Genomic DNA, 17480 nt, shown 5'->3' on the forward strand with positions numbered 1-17480 from the left:
TTGTTAAAAGCCTGGCTAGAGTATTAATGATCGTGATCGCAATCGTCGTGACCTTCACAAGCCCCGCCGCCATTTTGCATGCTAGATCCAGTTTCTCCTAACAATACATCGCCGCCCGTTGAAATGATAATTTCATCGGTTACAGTATTCGAAATGGTTGAGGCAATGATTTGTAGCAATTCATTCACTTCTAATTGTGATTGTTTGAAATCCTGGACCACAGGTATTTCATCCAACTCTTGCTCAATTGAAGCAATTTTATCTTCTACCTTTTTTAGTGCTTCTGGTTTTCCATAATGCTGAAGGTTTACAGCCTGCTTTTGCAATCCCTTAATGTCAGCTATTAAGGTATGAACTTTCTTATTTTCATTTAATTGAGCCTCTGCTCGTTTAAAAAAGTCAACTTCTTCTGTTTCTGCAATCATCCGTGCTAAATCAGTTGCACGTGCAACGATATCGTCTTTTGTATATTTCGCCATTTTACTTCACCTCTGCTGGTTCTAGTTCTTCCACCATTTCTCCGTTTAATGACCATGTTTTTGCTTGTGTAATTTTTACTTTTACAATCTTGCCAATCGCTGATTTTGGTGCAACAAAGTTTACAAGCTTACTCCTAGAAGTGTAGCCTGCAAGAACATCAGGATTGTTCTTACTTTCCCCTTCAACAAGAACTTCAAGGATTTGGCCTTCATGTTTTTTCATAGCTTCTAATGAAAGCTCATTCACAAGAGCATTTAAGCGTTGTAAGCGTGCTTTCTTTACTTCCATCGGAACGTTATCCTCCATTTTTGCAGCTGGAGTACCTTCACGCGGAGAATAAATAAATGTATATGCTAATTCATAACCAACTTCACGATAGAGGGACATCGTTTCTTCAAACTGTTCGTCTGTTTCGTTCGGATAACCAACGATAATATCCGTTGTTAAAGCAACATTCGGAATGGCCGCTTTGATTTTTTTAACAAGCTCTAAATATTGTTCTCTTGAATATTTACGAGCCATGATTTTTAGCACATCGGTTGAACCTGATTGCACTGGCAAATGGATATGATCCATTAAATTGCCGCCTTTGGCAAGGACCTCAATTAGACGATCATCAAAGTCACGCGGGTGGCTTGTTGTAAAACGAATCCTTGGAATATCAATTTTTCGCAATTCATCCATCAGTTCACCAAGTCCATAAGTTCCGTCCTCTAAATCTTTCCCATAGGCATTCACGTTTTGACCAAGCAAAGTAACTTCTTGGTAGCCTTGTGCAGCTAGATGACGTACTTCTTGGATAATTTCTTCTGGACGACGGCTTCGTTCCTTTCCACGGGTGAAAGGGACGATGCAATAAGTACAGAATTTATCGCAGCCGTACATGATGTTAACCCATGCTTTAATATTTCCACGGCGTACTTTTGGAAGGTTTTCAATCACGTCGCCTTCTTTTGACCATACTTCAACAACCAATTCTTTTGACATATATGCTTCATGCAATATATTTGGTAAACGATGAATATTATGGGTACCAAAAATCATATCGACCTGATGGTAGGTTTTGAGAATCTTATTAACTACAGATTCCTCTTGAGACATACACCCACAAACACCGATAAGTAAATCAGGCTTTTCCAATTTCAAGGACTTTAAATGGCCAAGTTCACCGAACACTTTATTTTCAGCGTTCTCCCTGATCGCGCATGTATTTAAAAGAATGACATTTGCATCCTCCGTGCTGTCGGTTGGTTCATAGCCTAATGCTAAGAAAATCCCAGCCATTACTTCAGTATCATGTTCGTTCATTTGACAGCCATAAGTACGGATATAAAATTTCCGCCCCTCGCCCATTCCACGAAATTCTTCAGAAATAGAAAAATCATTATGGTACTTTACTTCTTCTTTTCCGCGTTTCTTCGCTTCTGTTAAAGAAGGTGCAGTAATTACTTGTTCAAAGTACTTGCTGTAATCCTTGGCGGATTTTTTGTCCGAAGAATTAACAGACTCGACTTTCTGACCTTCTAAACGTTGTTTTTCATTCATTTGTTCAAATGCCCCTTTCTTTTCATATTACGTAATTCATCTATTAAATTTTTAAGATTTTAATCTGTGCAAAAGATGAATGAAGACTCCAGACTTTCTCCGCACATTATTATAGTATAAAGGTTAACTTGATTGAAAACAATAGAAAATCCCGTGACGTCAAGTCACGGGATTTTGCTACTATCATTAGATAAATTCAGAAACTAATTTATCAAAATAATTTTGGTCAAGATTAAGGTCAGCTTTTGCTAACGGTGCTTCCGAGTAGCCAGTGATCAGTTCTTGATAAGACTTACGCTCAGTATTTTGATAAATAAGTCCTGTAACAAGACCATTATGCTTCATTAATGTCTGCATTGCATCTTCGCGATTTGAAGGATCATAACCCTCTATATCACTAAGTTTTGTTAGATTTTCTTTAAACCAATCATAGGTGTTTACCTTATTATAAGTAACACAAGGGCTGAAAACATTGATTAAAGAAAATCCTTTGTGTTTTAAACCGGCTTCAATTAAGGCAGTTAAATCTTTTAGATCTGTAGAGAAACTTTGTGCAACAAATGTTGCTCCTACAGTCAACGCCATTTCCATCGGAGAAATTGATTGCTCAATTGACCCCATCGGAGTTGACTTTGTTTTAAAGCCTGTAGCTGAACGTGGCGAAGTTTGACCTTTAGTCAAACCATATATTTGGTTATCCATAACGATATAAGTAATATCGAGATTACGACGAATGGCATGAATCGTATGCCCCATCCCGATCGCATAACCGTCACCGTCACCACCAGAGGCGATAACAGTTAAATCACGATTAGCCATTTTAACACCCTGTGCGATTGGAAGTGAACGACCATGAATCCCATGGAAGCCATATGAATTAATATAACCGGAAATACGTCCTGAACAGCCGATTCCAGAAATTACAGCTAAGTTTTCTGGCTCTAAGCCTACATTTGCTGCCGCACGTTGCATTGCCGCTTGTACGGAGAAGTCGCCACAGCCAGGGCACCAGTTCGGTTTTACATTGTTACGAAAGTCTTTAAAAGTGGCCATTTAGAACAACTCCTTACATTTTGTATATACTTCGTGTGGTAGGAACGGATTACCATCATATTTAAGATGCTTAGTAATTTTTTCAGCATGTCCAACATTCATTTTCATAATATTGGCTAATTGTCCAGTTGCATTGTTTTCCACTACAACAACTTTCTTCGCAGAACGAACAAGCGGAAGAACTTCGTCAGTTGGGAATGGATGGATCAAACGAATATGAGCATGATTTACTTTTAAGCCATCTTTCTCTAAACGAATCATTGCTTCTTCAATAACACCACGAGTCGAATTAAAACCTACAAATAGTACATCAGCATCTTCGTGCTTAACATTTTTATATACTGGTGTATTAAAGCGGATATTTTCGACCTTACGGAAACGCTTATCCATTTGCGCAATTCGGTTTGGAGCAGATTCGGATGGTTTACCAGTCTCATCATGCTCGACACCTGTTACGTGATGAATACCATTTTTCATACCAGGGATTACACGTGGAGAAACTCCGTCCTCTGTTACTTCATAGCGTTTAAAATATGCATTGTTTTCGTTAGCGGGTATGTCCCCTGTTACCAATTTTCCACGTCTGATTTCAACCTTGTCATAATTTAATGGTTCAACCGTTTGTTTACCCAAGGATAATTGTAGGTCAGATAAAATAATGACTGGACATTGATATTCTTCTGCTAAATTGAATGCTTCAGCTGTATCATAGAATGCTTCTTCAACAGTGCTTGGAGCCATTACAATTTTCGGAATTTCACCATGTGTTCCATAAATCATCGCCATAAGGTCTGATTGTTCTTGTTTTGTTGGTAATCCTGTTGATGGACCGCCACGTTGCGTGTCAACAATTACTAGTGGCGTTTCAGTAATACCTGATAGGCCAATTGCTTCCATTTTTAAAGATAATCCTGGACCTGCTGAAGCAGTAATTGTACGAACACCGCCGTAGTTTGCTCCAATTGCCATTGTACATGCAGCAATTTCATCTTCGGTTTGAATTACAGTACCACCTAGTGCAGGTAGCTTTTTAATCAAATATTCCATTATTTCAGAAGCTGGTGTAATTGGGTAGGCTGCCATAAAACGGCATCCGCCTGCAATAGCTCCAAGAGCAATAGCGTCATTTCCAATCATGAACATCCGCTTTTTGCCATCAGCCTTTTCAAGCTCCATTGTTTGGGTGCCCACTGCAAGATTTTCCTTCATTTTATCAAAGCCAGCTTTGATCGCATCCATATTTTTTGCAACTACTTGGTCGCCTTTTTTACCAAAAATCTCGCGAACTACTACTTCAAATACATGAATATCTAAGTCTAATACAGCAGAAGTTGCACCAATTGCAACCATGTTTTTCATTAGAGAAGTTCCGAGCTCTGTCGCAATTTCAGTAAATGGAACCGCATACAATGTAGCTTCAGTATCTTCCGGCTTCTTTGGATTGAATTTTGCATCAGCAAGGATTACTCCATTACTGTGTAATTCTTTGTAGTTTACATCAATAGTTTCCTGGTCAAATGCTACAAGGATATCTAAGTCATCAGAAATAGAACGAACTTCTGTAGTACTAACTCTGATTTTATTGTTGGTATGACCACCTTTAATACGTGAAGAAAAGTGACGATAACCATACAAGTAATATCCCAGGCGATTCAGTGCAATAGCAAAGATTTCCCCAGTACTTTCAATACCTTCCCCTTGTTGTCCTCCAACTTTCCATGAAAGTTGATTGATCATGACTTACACCCCTTTGGATATGTAAAAATAAGTAGTTTTGATGATCCATTTATTATTTTAGCACTATTCCGAGTAAATCACTAGAAATTAGCCCATTTTATATAAAAAGACTAATAAAAAGGAGAAAGGATATGTACTAAACGCTTACAATTCTAGACCTATGAACTAAAAATTGCAACCCTTTAAAGCGAAATAATGTCTAAAATATGAATATTTTTTTATTATTTGAAATATACTTGCTTTCTACAAGATTACAAATAAAAAAACATGATTTATCCGCATTATACGGCGTTTTGCAATATTAATTCAAGCTATGCACATTCATGATTTGAATTTTAAAAATTATTAAAGGTTATGGTAGAATAATACTTTAATAAGTAAATATCATTTAATACCAATTAGTGAGAAATAAAACCTAAAAAATACCTGCTTGAAAACAAGCAGGTAAAGGTAAATGTCCTTTTGTTTGGTCTCCTATAAATAGTCTATCTCTTTCAACGTGGTTCTACAATTAGCTTGATAGCTGTGCGTTCTTCCCCGTCAATTAAAATATCGGTAAACGCAGGGATACAGATTAAATCAACTCCGCTAGGTGCTACAAATCCTCGAGCAATCGCTACTGCCTTTACGGCTTGATTCAATGCACCCGCCCCAATTGCCTGTATTTCCGCTGCACCTCTTTCACGCAGAACCCCGGCAAGCGCACCAGCTACAGAATTAGGATTAGATTTTGCTGAAACTTTTAATATATCCATTTCTAGCTCCTCCTTAGAAAATCCCGATCCCGCATGAGCAGTTTCATGAACAAATCAGGTTATAACATTCCACTGCTACTATATTCATTTGTCAAAAAACATATTCCGGCTTGGACAAAAAAAGAGCAAATGAAATTTGCTCTTAAGAGTAAAACGGATGGTCATCATTTATTAAAATGGGCTGTATCTTTTTTGTTAAGCCTGTTTTACGATCTAGTTCAATCATAACTGCACTTAACTGAATTCTTCCTGCGGTTGCCACTTCAAACCGGACTGGCAGACTGGTTAGGAACCTTTTAAGGACTGCTTCTCTCTCCACCCCTAAAATGCCATCATACGGCCCTGTCATCCCTACATCAGATAAATATCCTGTGCCTCCCGGTAAAACCCGGTTATCGGCCGTTTGAACATGTGTATGTGTCCCCACAACGGCAGAGACCCTTCCATCTAAATACCAACCCATTGCCTGTTTCTCACTTGTTACTTCCGCATGAAAATCCACAAAAATATATGGGGTTCTCTCCCTGGCAATTTCAACTAATTCGTCAGCTTTCTTAAAAGGACAATCCAATGGAGCCATAAAGGTTCGACCCTGCAGATTAATAACGGCAACTTCTAAATCATTGACTTTAAAAAATGCCATACCCTTCCCTGGTGTTCCTTCTGGAAAATTTGCTGGTCTAACCATATTTTTTGCAGTACCGATAAATTCAAAAATTTCACGATTATCCCATGAGTGATTACCTAGTGTTACTGCCTGTGCCCCATACCCTAAGAATTCACGATAGATTTTTTCAGTAATCCCCTTGCCTCCTGCTGCATTCTCCCCATTGATAATAGTAAAATTAGGACGATATTTTTCTTTTAATTTTGGCAAATATTCCTTTACCATGTCCCGGCCTGGTGAACCGACGACATCACCGATAAAAAGTAGATTCATTTTTGTTCCTTTCGTTAAAAAAATAGTTATTGTATAAATTGTATCACATTCAGGCATTATTTAATCGGATTAGTTGCTGCAAAAAATAAAGCGGTGCATGCGCACCGCTTTATTTTGCGTATTCAACAGCCCGTGTCTCACGAATAACTGTCACTTTAATATGACCTGGATAATCAAGCTCTTCTTCAATGCGCTTACGAATATCGCGTGCTAATCGATGAGCAGCAAGATCATCAACTGAATCCGGTCTAACTATAATACGTACCTCTCGACCTGCTTGAATGGCAAAGGATTTCTCTACACCTTCATAGGATTCCGAAATCTCCTCTAACTTTTCAAGACGGCGAATATAGTTTTCAAGCGTCTCACTACGTGCACCTGGTCTTGCAGCTGATAAGGCATCTGCTGCTGCAACTAAAACGGCTATGATAGATGTTGCCTCTGTATCCCCATGATGGGAAGCAATACTATTGATTACTACCGGATGTTCCTTGTATTTGGTTGCAAGTTCAACACCAATTTCAACATGGCTGCCTTCTACTTCATGGTCGATGGCTTTCCCAATATCATGAAGCAAGCCCGCACGACGTGCCAAAGTTTCATCTTGGCCAAGTTCAGCAGCAAGTAAACCAGACAGTTGCGCAACTTCCATTGAATGCTTTAATACGTTTTGCCCGTAACTAGTACGGAATTTTAAGCGACCAAGAATTTTGATCAGATCTGGATGGAGTCCATGAACACCCACTTCAAAGGTGGTTTGCTCACCCACTTCACGGATATACTCATCTACTTCGCGACGTGATTTTTCTACCATTTCCTCAATTCGTGCTGGATGGATCCGCCCGTCTTGGACCAATTTCTCCAGTGCTAAGCGAGCCGTTTCGCGACGAATAGGATCAAAACCTGATAGAATGACAGCTTCAGGAGTATCATCAATGATTAAATCAATTCCTGTTAACGTTTCAAGCGTACGAATATTTCTTCCTTCACGGCCAATAATACGGCCCTTCATTTCGTCATTTGGCAGGTTGACGACAGAGACAGTCGTTTCCGCAACATGGTCAGCAGCGCAACGCTGGATTGCTAACGAAAGTATTTCCTTTGCTTTCTTGTCGGCTTCCTCTTTTGCACGATTTTCGCTTTCCTTGATCATTATCGCAGTGTCATGGGTAAGTTCCTGCTCCATTCGATCAATAATGATTGTTTTTGCTTCCTCGCGCGTTAAGCTCGATATTCGTTCGAGTTCAGTTTGTTGTTTTCGTACTAACTCGTCCACTTTGCTTTCCATCTCTTCAATATGCTGTTGTCTTTGGTTTAGAGAATCATCCTTCTTTTCTAAAAGATTTTCACGCTTGTTTAACGTTTCCTCTTTTCGATCTAAATTCTCTTCTCTTTGCAGTAAACGGTTTTCTTGTTTTTGCATTTCATTTCTTCGTTCACGAACCTCACGCTCTGCTTCAGTCCGAAGCTTGTGAATTTCATCCTTTGCTTCTAGCAAAGCTTCCTTTTTCAATGAATCAGCATCACGTTTAGCATCTTCAAGAATCTGCTCTGCAGCATTCTTTGCACCTGCTACTTTTGCATCAGCAATGGATTTATGAACAAAATAGCCAACAACGGCACCGACGATAAGGCCAAGCAAAATGGAGATGATTGTAATTGGTTCCATCGTTACACCTCCTCTTGCTATGAACTTTTGTTACATTTTTCAAGTGTCGGCATGTACATTGTTTAGACTCAACATACAGCAAGCACCAAGGCTTTTTTCGAATTGTAATAATACCAAAAATGTAAAATATACATGTTAATTGTAAAGGTGGGAATATTCATTGTCAAGGCTTAGTCCTATTGGCTTTTTGAAATATTTAGAATAGGACATCATTTATTCATCCTAAAGGCTGAAATCCATTGTATTTTAACAAATAAAACTTTGTATAAAAATAACATTATGTAAAAAATGAGCAAAACCATAAATAGCTTTGCTCATCTACATTAGTCTATTAATTCAAATTGTTCATCATCGTCTTTCTCAGTGACAAATTTTTCACCATCTAAACCATAATGTTCACGGATTTTCCCTTGAATTTCGAGGCGAACATCTGGATTTTCCTTCAAGTATAGCTTTGCATTTTCACGGCCTTGACCTAATCTTTCAGAATTATAGGAGTACCATGACCCGCTCTTTTCAACAATATCTAATTCTGCGCCTAGATCAATGATTTCGCCTTCTTTAGAAATCCCTTCACCATACATGATATCTACTTCAGCCGTACGGAAAGGAGGAGCAACTTTATTCTTAACTATTTTTATCTTCGTCTTATTACCTACAATATCATTTCCCTGCTTTAACGCCTCTGCACGACGAACTTCAATACGGACAGTGGAATAGAATTTCAATGCACGTCCACCTGGTGTTGTCTCGGGGTTTCCAAACATAACGCCAATTTTTTCGCGAACTTGGTTAATAAAGATGGCGATGGTCTTCGATTTATTGATGGCTCCAGATAATTTACGTAGGGCTTGCGACATCAAACGAGCCTGTAAGCCCATGTGAGAATCTCCCATTTCGCCTTCAATTTCTGCTTTTGGAACTAATGCTGCTACTGAGTCGACTACAATAATATCAATTGCACCACTTCGTACTAATGCTTCTGCGATTTCAAGCGCTTGTTCACCCGTATCTGGCTGTGATAGCAATAACTCATCAATGTTAACACCTAATTTTTGGGCATACGCTGGGTCAAGGGCATGTTCAGCATCTATAAATGCTGCTTGTCCGCCATTTGCTTGGACTTCAGCAATCGCATGCAAAGCAACCGTAGTTTTACCTGAGCTCTCAGGACCATAAACTTCGATAATACGCCCTCTAGGATATCCACCCACTCCAAGTGCTGCATCAAGTGCTAACGAGCCACTCGGACTCGTTAAAATCCTCGTATCTGTTTTCTCTCCCATTTTCATGACAGAACCTTTACCAAATTGCTTTTCTATTTGCTTTAACGCCATTTCTAAGGCCGCTTTACGATCATTACTCACGAATCTTTTCCTCCCTTATATAAACACAAGCAAATTGCTATAATCTATTAAATTAATTCCTATTAATAATATAACCGCTTTTCGGATATTTGTCGAGTTAAAAAACGAACATTCATTCGTTTATTTTCAAAACAAAATCGTTGTAAAAAAAGGAAATTCCCCCTGACTTTTGTATCATTTTGCATTTTTAGAAGTCCGAAAAGGATAATTTCGTCTATTGTCAGACTTTTTTCTAATCCTAGTTTATTCAAAAAAGTCACAGAACGCTAATTAGCATTCTGTGACTCTTTTAAAATTCGAATGAGAAAATAGCAGCCAAATTTCACTGCACGGCTTCGGTTCGCTTCCCTTGTTCCGCCAAGGGTGATCTTTTCTACAATTGTCGGCCTTCCCTTAATTGCAATCCCTATATAAATTGCACCAACTGGCTTGCCTTCAAGTTCTTCAGGACCAGCAACACCCGTAAAACTAATCCCAATATCGGTTTTAAATACCTTTGAAGCATTTTCGGCCAGCTCTCTAGCACATTGTTCACTTACCGCACCATGAGTTTTAAGCGTTTCTTCCTGTACATGTAATAGTTTTTGTTTCACTTCATTTGAATAACAAACTACACCACCGTAAAACACTGAACTTGCACCTGAAATTGATGTTAACTCTTGCTGGAATAGTCCTCCTGTTAAACTCTCAGCGGCAGTAATCGTTAAGTTTCTTTCTTTTAAAGATTTCATTACTTCTATCAAAAGTGACGTATTATCATAGCCATATAAAAATGCACCAAGACGCTGATTTATCGTCTTTTCTAGTTCATCCAGCATAGCCTGTGCTGCATTTTCGTCCACATGTTTTGCTGTCAGTCGTAAAGTAACCTCCCCATCTCCCGCGAGCGGGGCTATCGTTGGATTGCTTTGCGCATCAATTAAATCAATAATTTCTGTTTCCAGAGCTGCTTCTCCAATTCCAAAAAACCTTAACACCCTTGAGACAATTTTCTCGTTGGACTTGTTTCTTGTAGAAAGAGCCTGGGACCCATACTGGAGAAACATCGGTTCCATTTCCTTTGGCGGGCCAGGCAGCAGCATATACGTATGACCGCCGGATTCTACAACCATGCCCGGCGCCATCCCATGATCATTTGGGAGAATGTGAGATCCTGCTAATACGAGTGCCTGCTTTCGATTATTTTCTGTCATGACCCGATTGGTCCGCTTAAAAAAAAGTTCAATCGATGCTAACGCCGTTTCATCGATAACGAGTTCTTTACCAAGCTGACGAGCAATCGTTTCCTTCGTCAAATCATCCTTTGTAGGCCCAAGCCCGCCAGAAAATATTATAATCTCTGCACGCTTTTGGGCTATTTCAATTGCAGACTTTAGCCTGTCAGGATTATCACCAACAACTGTATGAAAATAGACATTAATACCAAGCCCAGCTAATTGCTGAGACAAAAATCTCGCATTCGTATTCACAATTTGACCGAGCAATAACTCCGAACCAACTGCAATAATCTCAGCATTCATAGCAATACATCTTCCTTTACAACATAGTAGAATTAAGTTTACTTTGAATTTTTAAGGACATGACTATTTTTTGCAAAATAATCCCAGCCAGACCAGATAGTAAAAATTAAAGCCACCCATAATGACACTATATCAAAACGGAATGGTATCATTGCAAAAATTATATTATGTAATAAAAGCGATGATATCGCGACAATTTGCGCCCATGTTTTAATTTTGCCGAGCATATTAGCCGCAACAACTTCGCCTTCCCCTGCAAGCAAGAGGCGTAAACCTGTTACTGCAAACTCCCTGCTAATAATAATAATAACTAACCATGAAGGTGCATAAACATCATTCAGTTCAACTAAAACGATAAGTGCAGCCGATACGAGTAATTTGTCAGCTAATGGGTCAAGAAATTTCCCCATATTAGTGACAAGGTTATATTTACGGGCATAATGTCCGTCAACCCAGTCAGTTGCAGAGGCTAAAATGAAGATCAATGCACCGACAAAATGGGTAACTGGAAGGACGGCCCCAAGAAGTTGCATGTCGCCCCATTTAAAAGGAGCAAGCATAATAATCAAAAATATTGGAATTAATAATATTCTTGATACCGTTATTCTATTCGGAATATTCATAGTTTTCCTCCGTTTATTTATTAAAAGTGAAAAATAGTCATCTACAGATGACTATTCGTCTTTCAGAACATATTGAATCGTTATGTTCTGAACATTCGCAGTCGCTGGGACTGCATACTCAAGCTTTTGGTCATTCACATAAATTTCAGTGTCAGCAGCATTTCCAACCCTGATCACAGCCATACTTTCTGCTGATAAATCTTCTGTCTGGCTCTCAGTTGAACCTGTTTTTAGTGTTCCTTGAAAAAAGGATTTCCCTTTCCCATTTTTAATACTAACCCAGGTTTGACCTTTAGAAACCAACTTCACAATAAATTTATCTGCATTTTTTAATTCATAGGTTGAATTCCTGCCGCTGCTTTGAACTGCTGTAATTTCTTGTTTAGGTGTTTCTTCTACCGTTGTTTGTTCCTCTTCCTGTACTGTATTATCCTTCTGTTCCTCATTTACTTTCTGATTATCTTTATCATCTGCTTTTTCTTTATCAAGATTCTTCGATGTAACAATTTTAACGGGTTCATTCTGCTTACTAATTGATTCATTTGAATTTCCAGCAGCATGATTCGATATAAAGTAATATACAAGGCTTGCTGCCCCAATTACAAAAACACCGATTAATACCTTTGGCAGAATATCAAATATTTTGGAATTACCTTCAGTAATTGTTTTGTGTGTTTTCACTCTAGACAATTGCTGGGGTAAGTCATCATTATAGGTAGCAGGAATTTCGCCTTTATAGGTTTCAAAGATTTCATCAGGATTGAGGCTTAAAGCCTCTGCATACTGTTTAATAAATGCACGCACGTAGAAATTTCCAGGCATGCTCGCATAATTACCTTCTTCAATACCAATTAAATACCGCTTTTGAATTTTGGTCATGGATTGGACATCATCCAAGCTTAATCCTTTAGCTAATCGGGCTTCTTTTAGTCGATTCCCTAATTCAGTCAACTGTTAACACCTTCCAATTTATTAAAAATCAAAATCACCAAAATCTGATCCCGAGAACATGTTATGCTGATCAACGACTTCATATGTAATCTCTTCTTCCGCGTCATTCCTAAGCTCAATAATATAATCAAAATCATCGAGTGTGTATTCTGAGTTTTGTACAAAGACATCAGGGTGCTCGATTACTTTTACTGACGGCAGACGCATGATTTCTCTGACAAGCTGCCAATGACGTTCATTTGCTCGTTTTGTTGATACTATTCCATCAAGAATAAATAGATTATTTTCGTTGTACTCATCTTCAATTAATTGATTGCGGATTGTTTGTTTTAACAGTGTCGATGAAACAAATAACCAACGTTTATTTGCACAAACACTCGCTGCAACTAATGATTCTGTTTTACCTACCCGTGGCATTCCACGAATACCAATCAGTTTATGTCCCTCCTGCTTAAATAATTCTGCCATAAAATCAACTAATAAGCCAAGTTCATTCCTTACAAAGCGAAAGGTTTTTTTATCATCAGCATCTCTTTGAATATAGCGGCCATGTCTAACTGCAAGCCTGTCACGCAGTTTTGGTTCCCTAAGTTTAATTAGTTTTATTGTGTCCATAGTATGTAAAATTGACTCTAGTCGTTTAATTTGATCATCGTCTTTTGCTAAAATGAGCAAACCACGTCTTCCTTCATCCACACCATTAATCGTCACAATATTAATAGAAAGCATACCCAATAGGGATGAAATGTCACCCAATAGCCCTGGACGGTTCTTTTGAATCTCATATTCTAAATACCATTCTTTTTTCACGATATAAACCTCCTATAAAGAAGTTTCGACACTTTTCTGCATTTCCTCATCTAACCCCTATAATAAATGATTTTGGATGAAGATGAAAGTAAAAACACAGATATTCGTTTCTTTAATGGAGTTTATAGATTTATACATACAAAAAGAGAGGAGAAACCTCCTCTCTTTTAGCGGGCGCCATTATTTTGAATCAATTTAACCATGATATTTGCAATAGCTTGTTGTTCTTCTTTATCAGCAACAGACCAAAGATCAGCAAGAATTCTTTCTTGCTCGTTTTTTGGCTCTACTTGGCTTGATAAATAATCACCAATTTGAAAGGCAAGATTACTAACTGCTCCCTCACTCATACCTTCATTTTGTGCATGGTGAAGACGATCAGCAAGAAAGTCCTCCCACTGTTTCCAGTTATCTAAAACAGACATTGTTTTCCCTCCTTTAAATTAGTACAAGTTTATTTTGCGATGAAGTGAAGGGAACTATACATGAATAACTTGTGAATTTTATGTATACCAGCCACCATTTAACGAAAGGACTTGCCCGGTCATATAGGAAGATTCATCTGAGAGCAAGAAAGCGACACTCCTCGCTATTTCTTCTGGCTGACCAAGTCTTCCCATAGGTATCTCATAAGAAATCTGGTCCACCTCTTCTTGTGAAAAACTTTCCATCATTGGTGTCGCGATCGCACCAGGGGCGATCGCATTAACGCGAATGCCATTCAATGCTAATTCTTTACTTAATGCCTTTACGAAGGCAATTTGTGCACCCTTTGCGGTAGAATAGGCCACTTCACAGGCCGCACCTGTTTGACCCCAAATGGATGTAATCACGACAATGTTCCCTTTACCTTTAACAAGTAATTTCGGCAGGAGCTCTTTGGTCAGCATTAATGGATTTAGTACGTGAACATTCATTAATGCCTCTGCTTCAGGCTGTTGCAAATCAATAAGAAGTCCATATTGACTGGTTCCACCGCAATGGATGATGGCGTCTAGCGAAAAAACCTCAGAGTAGACTTTCTTATAACCATTAGGGCCGCCAAAGTCTGCTTGGATAGGAATATACTCTCCACCGTATGGCAGCAGTTTTTCGATTAGGTCTCGAATCGATTGTTGATTTTTATTATAATGCAGATACAAATGATAGCCTTTTTCAGCGAGGTTAAGCGCAATGGCTTGTCCTATTCCACCACTTGCCCCAGTGATCAGTGCATATTTCATTTCTTCACTCTCCCTCTAATAAAAAAACATTTATACGAAGAAAAAGCGCCGTGTTACGACGCTTTCACTTTTCTATTTTTTCTTTGGAACTACTTGGCAAACTGAAAAGCGTTCTTCCGAGATCACCTGAGATGCTAGTGATTGTACATCGTTTAAGGTGATTTTTTCAAGTGTTGGAACAACATCAAAAAGATTCATATCATTAAATGCATAGCGAGTAAATTGATTTGCGATATATTCAGGTGAATTGATCGCTCGTAGAAATGCACCTATCTTCTTTCTTTTCGCTCTTTCCAATTGCTCTTCATCAAAGATCATTTGGCTTTTAGCCTTCAGAAGCATTTTTTCTAGTGTTTCAGCCAGCTTATCAGGTTCACCTGTATCCCCGCCAATCATTGCAAACCCAAAGCCTTGTTCCTGCGTGTAATCAAAGGAAAAGGTTTCATCAATTAATCCTTCATTATACAATTGATTATAATTTTCTGAGCTTTTTCCAAACAATAGATCCAGTAATACATTCATTGTTAATTCATTTTTAAGCAATTCATCGCCTGTTTGGTCGACATGAATTGCTTTAATACCTAGTAAGCATTTTGACGTTTGAACATTCATTTCAAGCACTTGTTTCTTTTCAGCTGCTTGTGGGGGTTCTGCTTCAAATTTGCGCTTGATTTCAGGCATATCCTTGTATTCTTTTTTTGCTTGATTTTCTTTCACTTGGTTCATGAAACTGTTGGGGTCCACTGGGCCAACAATAAATAACAGCATGTTGCTCGGGTGATAGAAGGTGTTATAGCATTCATATAGCCAATCTTTTGTAATATGTGAAATAGACTCAATGGTACCTGCTATATCAATCTTAACTGGATGGTTCTGATATAGATTTTGGATTAATCCAAAGTATAAGCGCCAATCTGCATTATCATCATACATTGTGATTTCTTGCCCAATAATCCCTTTTTCTTTTTCGACCGTTTTTTCAGAAAAATATGGATCCTGAACAAAATCAACGAGTGTTTCAAGGTTCTTTTCAACATCAGAGGTGCTTGAAAATAAATAGGCAGTCCGTGTAAAGGAGGTAAAAGCATTTGCGGATGCCCCTTGACGGCTAAATTGCTGGAAAACATCACCGTCTTCCTTTTCAAAAAGCTTATGTTCTAAAAAGTGGGCTATGCCGTCTGGTACTTTAACATACTCCTCTTTTCCTAATGGAACAAATGTATTATCAACAGAACCATATTTTGTCGTAAATGTAGCAAAGGTTTTATTAAAACCCTTTTTAGGCAAGATATATACATTTAGTCCATTGGCTAGTTTTTCATGATAAAGCTCTTCCTGAAGCTGGTCAAACGTTATTTTCTCCATCTATTTGCCTGCCTCCGTTCCAGTTAAGAAGTATATGGTATCAATTTCAATTTTTTTTGCAACTTCTACAATTTCTTCTTTCGTTACCTTTTGCATTTCTTGAAGCCATGTATCCAAATTAATATTTGCATCGGCCACGACGTTATGATATAGAATTTCCGTAAGTCCTCTTGAAGTGTCTATCGTCTCAAGAATTTGATTTTGAATCACTGCCTTGGTTTGTGCGAGCTCTTGGTCTGTGAAATCACCATTTTTCATTGCCTCTAATTGATCATGGATAATCCCAACTGCCTGGTCATAATTCTTTAAATCAATGCCTGACATAACCATCATCAGGCCTTTGTGACTTTCAAGACGGCTCGCTGCATAATAAGCAAGGCTTGCTTTTTCCCGCACATTAATAAATAATTTGGAATGCGAGAACCCCCCAAAAATGCCATTAAACACCTGCAAGGCAAAATATTCTGGGTCCCCATAGACGATATTTGTCCGATAACCAATATTTAATTTACCTTGTTTTACATCTTGTTCTTCTTTTATTTCCTGTACCTGACTTTTTCTGTTTATTTCCTGTGGTACTAACTTTTTCGGTTTTCTGTCCTCAAAATGTAAAAGTTCAGCAGCATAATTCTTTACCTCTTCTTCATTTACATCCCCGATGATATATAAATCCATTTCGTCATTTAAAAAAGCGTTTTTATAATATTCATATAGATTCTCAGGTGTAATGGCATCTACATCTGCTGCATCTCCATTTACCTCTAAGGCATAAGGTTCGCCTTTACACATTTCTTGTATTAGTCGGACATTCGAGTAGCGCATTTTATCGTCAAAAACTGATTGGATCCTTTGTTTTTGTGTCCGCTTCTCTTTTTCTATAGTATCATGGTCAAATGCATTACCCTTAATATTTGGATTGGTTAATATTTCGGCTAACAATTCAAACCCTTTTTTTAATAATGGGCTTGGATCATTTAAGAATTTTTCATTGGCAATTTCGATCGAGAAACTCATTATATGGTTTTCACCTTTTTTCGAGAGGTCAACAAAAAAGGTGGCACCATATAACTCATCGAGATACGACCGGAGTGCCGTGGTTGTAGAATACTTTTTAGTGCTGCTTTGCAATACTTGAGGGAGAAGAGCGCGTTTGGTGACATCCTCCTTTGTTAATGGTGCTTTCATCTTCCAAATCAATGTATTCGTTTTAAATTTTTCTGTTGGTATAAAGTGTAAGTTATACCCCTTAAGTGGTGTTATTTTTTCTGTAGCAGTGGCCATTTACATTCCTCCTTAACTGTTCAAAGGTCATACTTAACAATATGTAAACATTTATCTTTATATCTTTTCCTTTGTAATAAAACCTATACTTATTACTATAATTTGACATGCTTGGTCATTACAAGCAAATACTCTTTGTTTCAAAAAAAAGAACCTCTGAA

General features: G+C 38.2%; 16 protein-coding genes. All 16 read right to left on the reverse strand.

What is annotated here, in order from left to right:
• Positions 1-23: 23 nt before the first annotated feature.
• Positions 24-479, reverse strand: coding sequence for a YlbF/YmcA family competence regulator (locus J7E77_RS11605; protein ID WP_088086428.1), 456 nt, complete (start codon positions 477-479; stop codon positions 24-26).
• A gap of 1 nt (position 480) precedes the next feature.
• Positions 481-2025 carry a tRNA (N6-isopentenyl adenosine(37)-C2)-methylthiotransferase MiaB gene (gene miaB / locus J7E77_RS11610; RefSeq protein WP_214714477.1) on the reverse strand — a complete coding sequence of 515 codons (1545 nt, stop codon included), beginning with the start codon at positions 2023-2025 and terminating at the stop codon, positions 481-483.
• A gap of 186 nt (positions 2026-2211) precedes the next feature.
• The gene (locus J7E77_RS11615; protein WP_214714479.1) at positions 2212-3078 is read right to left on the reverse strand and encodes a 2-oxoacid:ferredoxin oxidoreductase subunit beta; all 867 of its coding nucleotides are present in this window, start codon (positions 3076-3078) and stop codon (positions 2212-2214) included.
• Positions 3079-4815, reverse strand: coding sequence for a 2-oxoacid:acceptor oxidoreductase subunit alpha (locus J7E77_RS11620; RefSeq protein WP_214714481.1), 1737 nt, complete (start codon positions 4813-4815; stop codon positions 3079-3081).
• 494 nt (positions 4816-5309) lie between these two features.
• Positions 5310-5570 carry a stage V sporulation protein SpoVS gene (gene spoVS, locus J7E77_RS11625; protein ID WP_026566505.1) on the reverse strand — a complete coding sequence of 87 codons (261 nt, stop codon included), beginning with the start codon at positions 5568-5570 and terminating at the stop codon, positions 5310-5312.
• A gap of 142 nt (positions 5571-5712) precedes the next feature.
• A complete protein-coding gene (locus J7E77_RS11630) occupies positions 5713-6510 on the reverse strand; it encodes a TIGR00282 family metallophosphoesterase (protein ID WP_214714483.1) in 798 nt (265 codons plus the stop codon).
• A gap of 109 nt (positions 6511-6619) precedes the next feature.
• Positions 6620-8179, reverse strand: a complete 1560-nt coding sequence (gene rny / locus J7E77_RS11635) for a ribonuclease Y (protein WP_168242803.1) — start codon at positions 8177-8179, stop codon at positions 6620-6622.
• A gap of 323 nt (positions 8180-8502) precedes the next feature.
• Entirely contained in the window at positions 8503-9546 is a 1044-nt protein-coding gene (gene recA, locus J7E77_RS11640) for a recombinase RecA (RefSeq protein WP_088086422.1), read from the reverse strand.
• A 266-nt stretch (positions 9547-9812) separates the two neighbouring features.
• A complete protein-coding gene (locus J7E77_RS11645) occupies positions 9813-11066 on the reverse strand; it encodes a competence/damage-inducible protein A (RefSeq protein WP_214714485.1) in 1254 nt (417 codons plus the stop codon).
• 38 nt (positions 11067-11104) lie between these two features.
• Positions 11105-11689, reverse strand: coding sequence for a CDP-diacylglycerol--glycerol-3-phosphate 3-phosphatidyltransferase (pgsA, locus tag J7E77_RS11650; RefSeq protein ID WP_214714487.1), 585 nt, complete (start codon positions 11687-11689; stop codon positions 11105-11107).
• 51 nt (positions 11690-11740) lie between these two features.
• Entirely contained in the window at positions 11741-12640 is a 900-nt protein-coding gene (locus tag J7E77_RS11655) for a helix-turn-helix domain-containing protein (RefSeq protein ID WP_214714489.1), read from the reverse strand.
• 21 nt (positions 12641-12661) lie between these two features.
• Positions 12662-13453, reverse strand: a complete 792-nt coding sequence (locus tag J7E77_RS11660) for a DUF3388 domain-containing protein (RefSeq protein ID WP_088086418.1) — start codon at positions 13451-13453, stop codon at positions 12662-12664.
• Between the two features lie 164 nt (positions 13454-13617).
• Positions 13618-13875, reverse strand: coding sequence for a DUF3243 domain-containing protein (locus J7E77_RS11665; protein WP_214714491.1), 258 nt, complete (start codon positions 13873-13875; stop codon positions 13618-13620).
• A gap of 78 nt (positions 13876-13953) precedes the next feature.
• Positions 13954-14673: an elongation factor P 5-aminopentanone reductase gene (gene ymfI / locus J7E77_RS11670; RefSeq protein ID WP_214714493.1), complete on the reverse strand. Its 720-nt coding sequence runs from the start codon at positions 14671-14673 to the stop codon at positions 13954-13956.
• Between the two features lie 72 nt (positions 14674-14745).
• Positions 14746-16038: an EF-P 5-aminopentanol modification-associated protein YfmH gene (gene yfmH, locus J7E77_RS11675; RefSeq protein WP_214714495.1), complete on the reverse strand. Its 1293-nt coding sequence runs from the start codon at positions 16036-16038 to the stop codon at positions 14746-14748.
• Complete coding sequence (gene yfmF / locus J7E77_RS11680) at positions 16039-17319, reverse strand: EF-P 5-aminopentanol modification-associated protein YfmF (protein WP_214714497.1); 1281 nt, start codon at positions 17317-17319, stop codon at positions 16039-16041.
• Positions 17320-17480: the final 161 nt, after the last annotated feature.

The organism is Bacillus sp. ISL-77, assembly GCF_018613105.1.

What these genes read in the sequence shown, in the direction of transcription:
- J7E77_RS11605 (WP_088086428.1), bottom strand. Translation starts at nt 479, where the DNA reads ATGGCGAAATATACAAAAGACGATATCGTTGCACGTGCAACTGATTTA.
- miaB (WP_214714477.1), bottom strand. Translation starts at nt 2,025, where the DNA reads ATGAATGAAAAACAACGTTTAGAAGGTCAGAAAGTCGAGTCTGTTAAT.
- J7E77_RS11615 (WP_214714479.1), bottom strand. Translation starts at nt 3,078, where the DNA reads ATGGCCACTTTTAAAGACTTTCGTAACAATGTAAAACCGAACTGGTGC.
- J7E77_RS11620 (WP_214714481.1), bottom strand. Translation starts at nt 4,815, where the DNA reads ATGATCAATCAACTTTCATGGAAAGTTGGAGGACAACAAGGGGAAGGT.
- spoVS (WP_026566505.1), bottom strand. Translation starts at nt 5,570, where the DNA reads ATGGATATATTAAAAGTTTCAGCAAAATCTAATCCTAATTCTGTAGCT.
- J7E77_RS11630 (WP_214714483.1), bottom strand. Translation starts at nt 6,510, where the DNA reads ATGAATCTACTTTTTATCGGTGATGTCGTCGGTTCACCAGGCCGGGAC.
- rny (WP_168242803.1), bottom strand. Translation starts at nt 8,179, where the DNA reads ATGGAACCAATTACAATCATCTCCATTTTGCTTGGCCTTATCGTCGGT.
- J7E77_RS11645 (WP_214714485.1), bottom strand. Translation starts at nt 11,066, where the DNA reads ATGAATGCTGAGATTATTGCAGTTGGTTCGGAGTTATTGCTCGGTCAA.
- pgsA (WP_214714487.1), bottom strand. Translation starts at nt 11,689, where the DNA reads ATGAATATTCCGAATAGAATAACGGTATCAAGAATATTATTAATTCCA.
- J7E77_RS11665 (WP_214714491.1), bottom strand. Translation starts at nt 13,875, where the DNA reads ATGTCTGTTTTAGATAACTGGAAACAGTGGGAGGACTTTCTTGCTGAT.
- ymfI (WP_214714493.1), bottom strand. Translation starts at nt 14,673, where the DNA reads ATGAAATATGCACTGATCACTGGGGCAAGTGGTGGAATAGGACAAGCC.
- yfmH (WP_214714495.1), bottom strand. Translation starts at nt 16,038, where the DNA reads ATGGAGAAAATAACGTTTGACCAGCTTCAGGAAGAGCTTTATCATGAA.
- yfmF (WP_214714497.1), bottom strand. Translation starts at nt 17,319, where the DNA reads ATGGCCACTGCTACAGAAAAAATAACACCACTTAAGGGGTATAACTTA.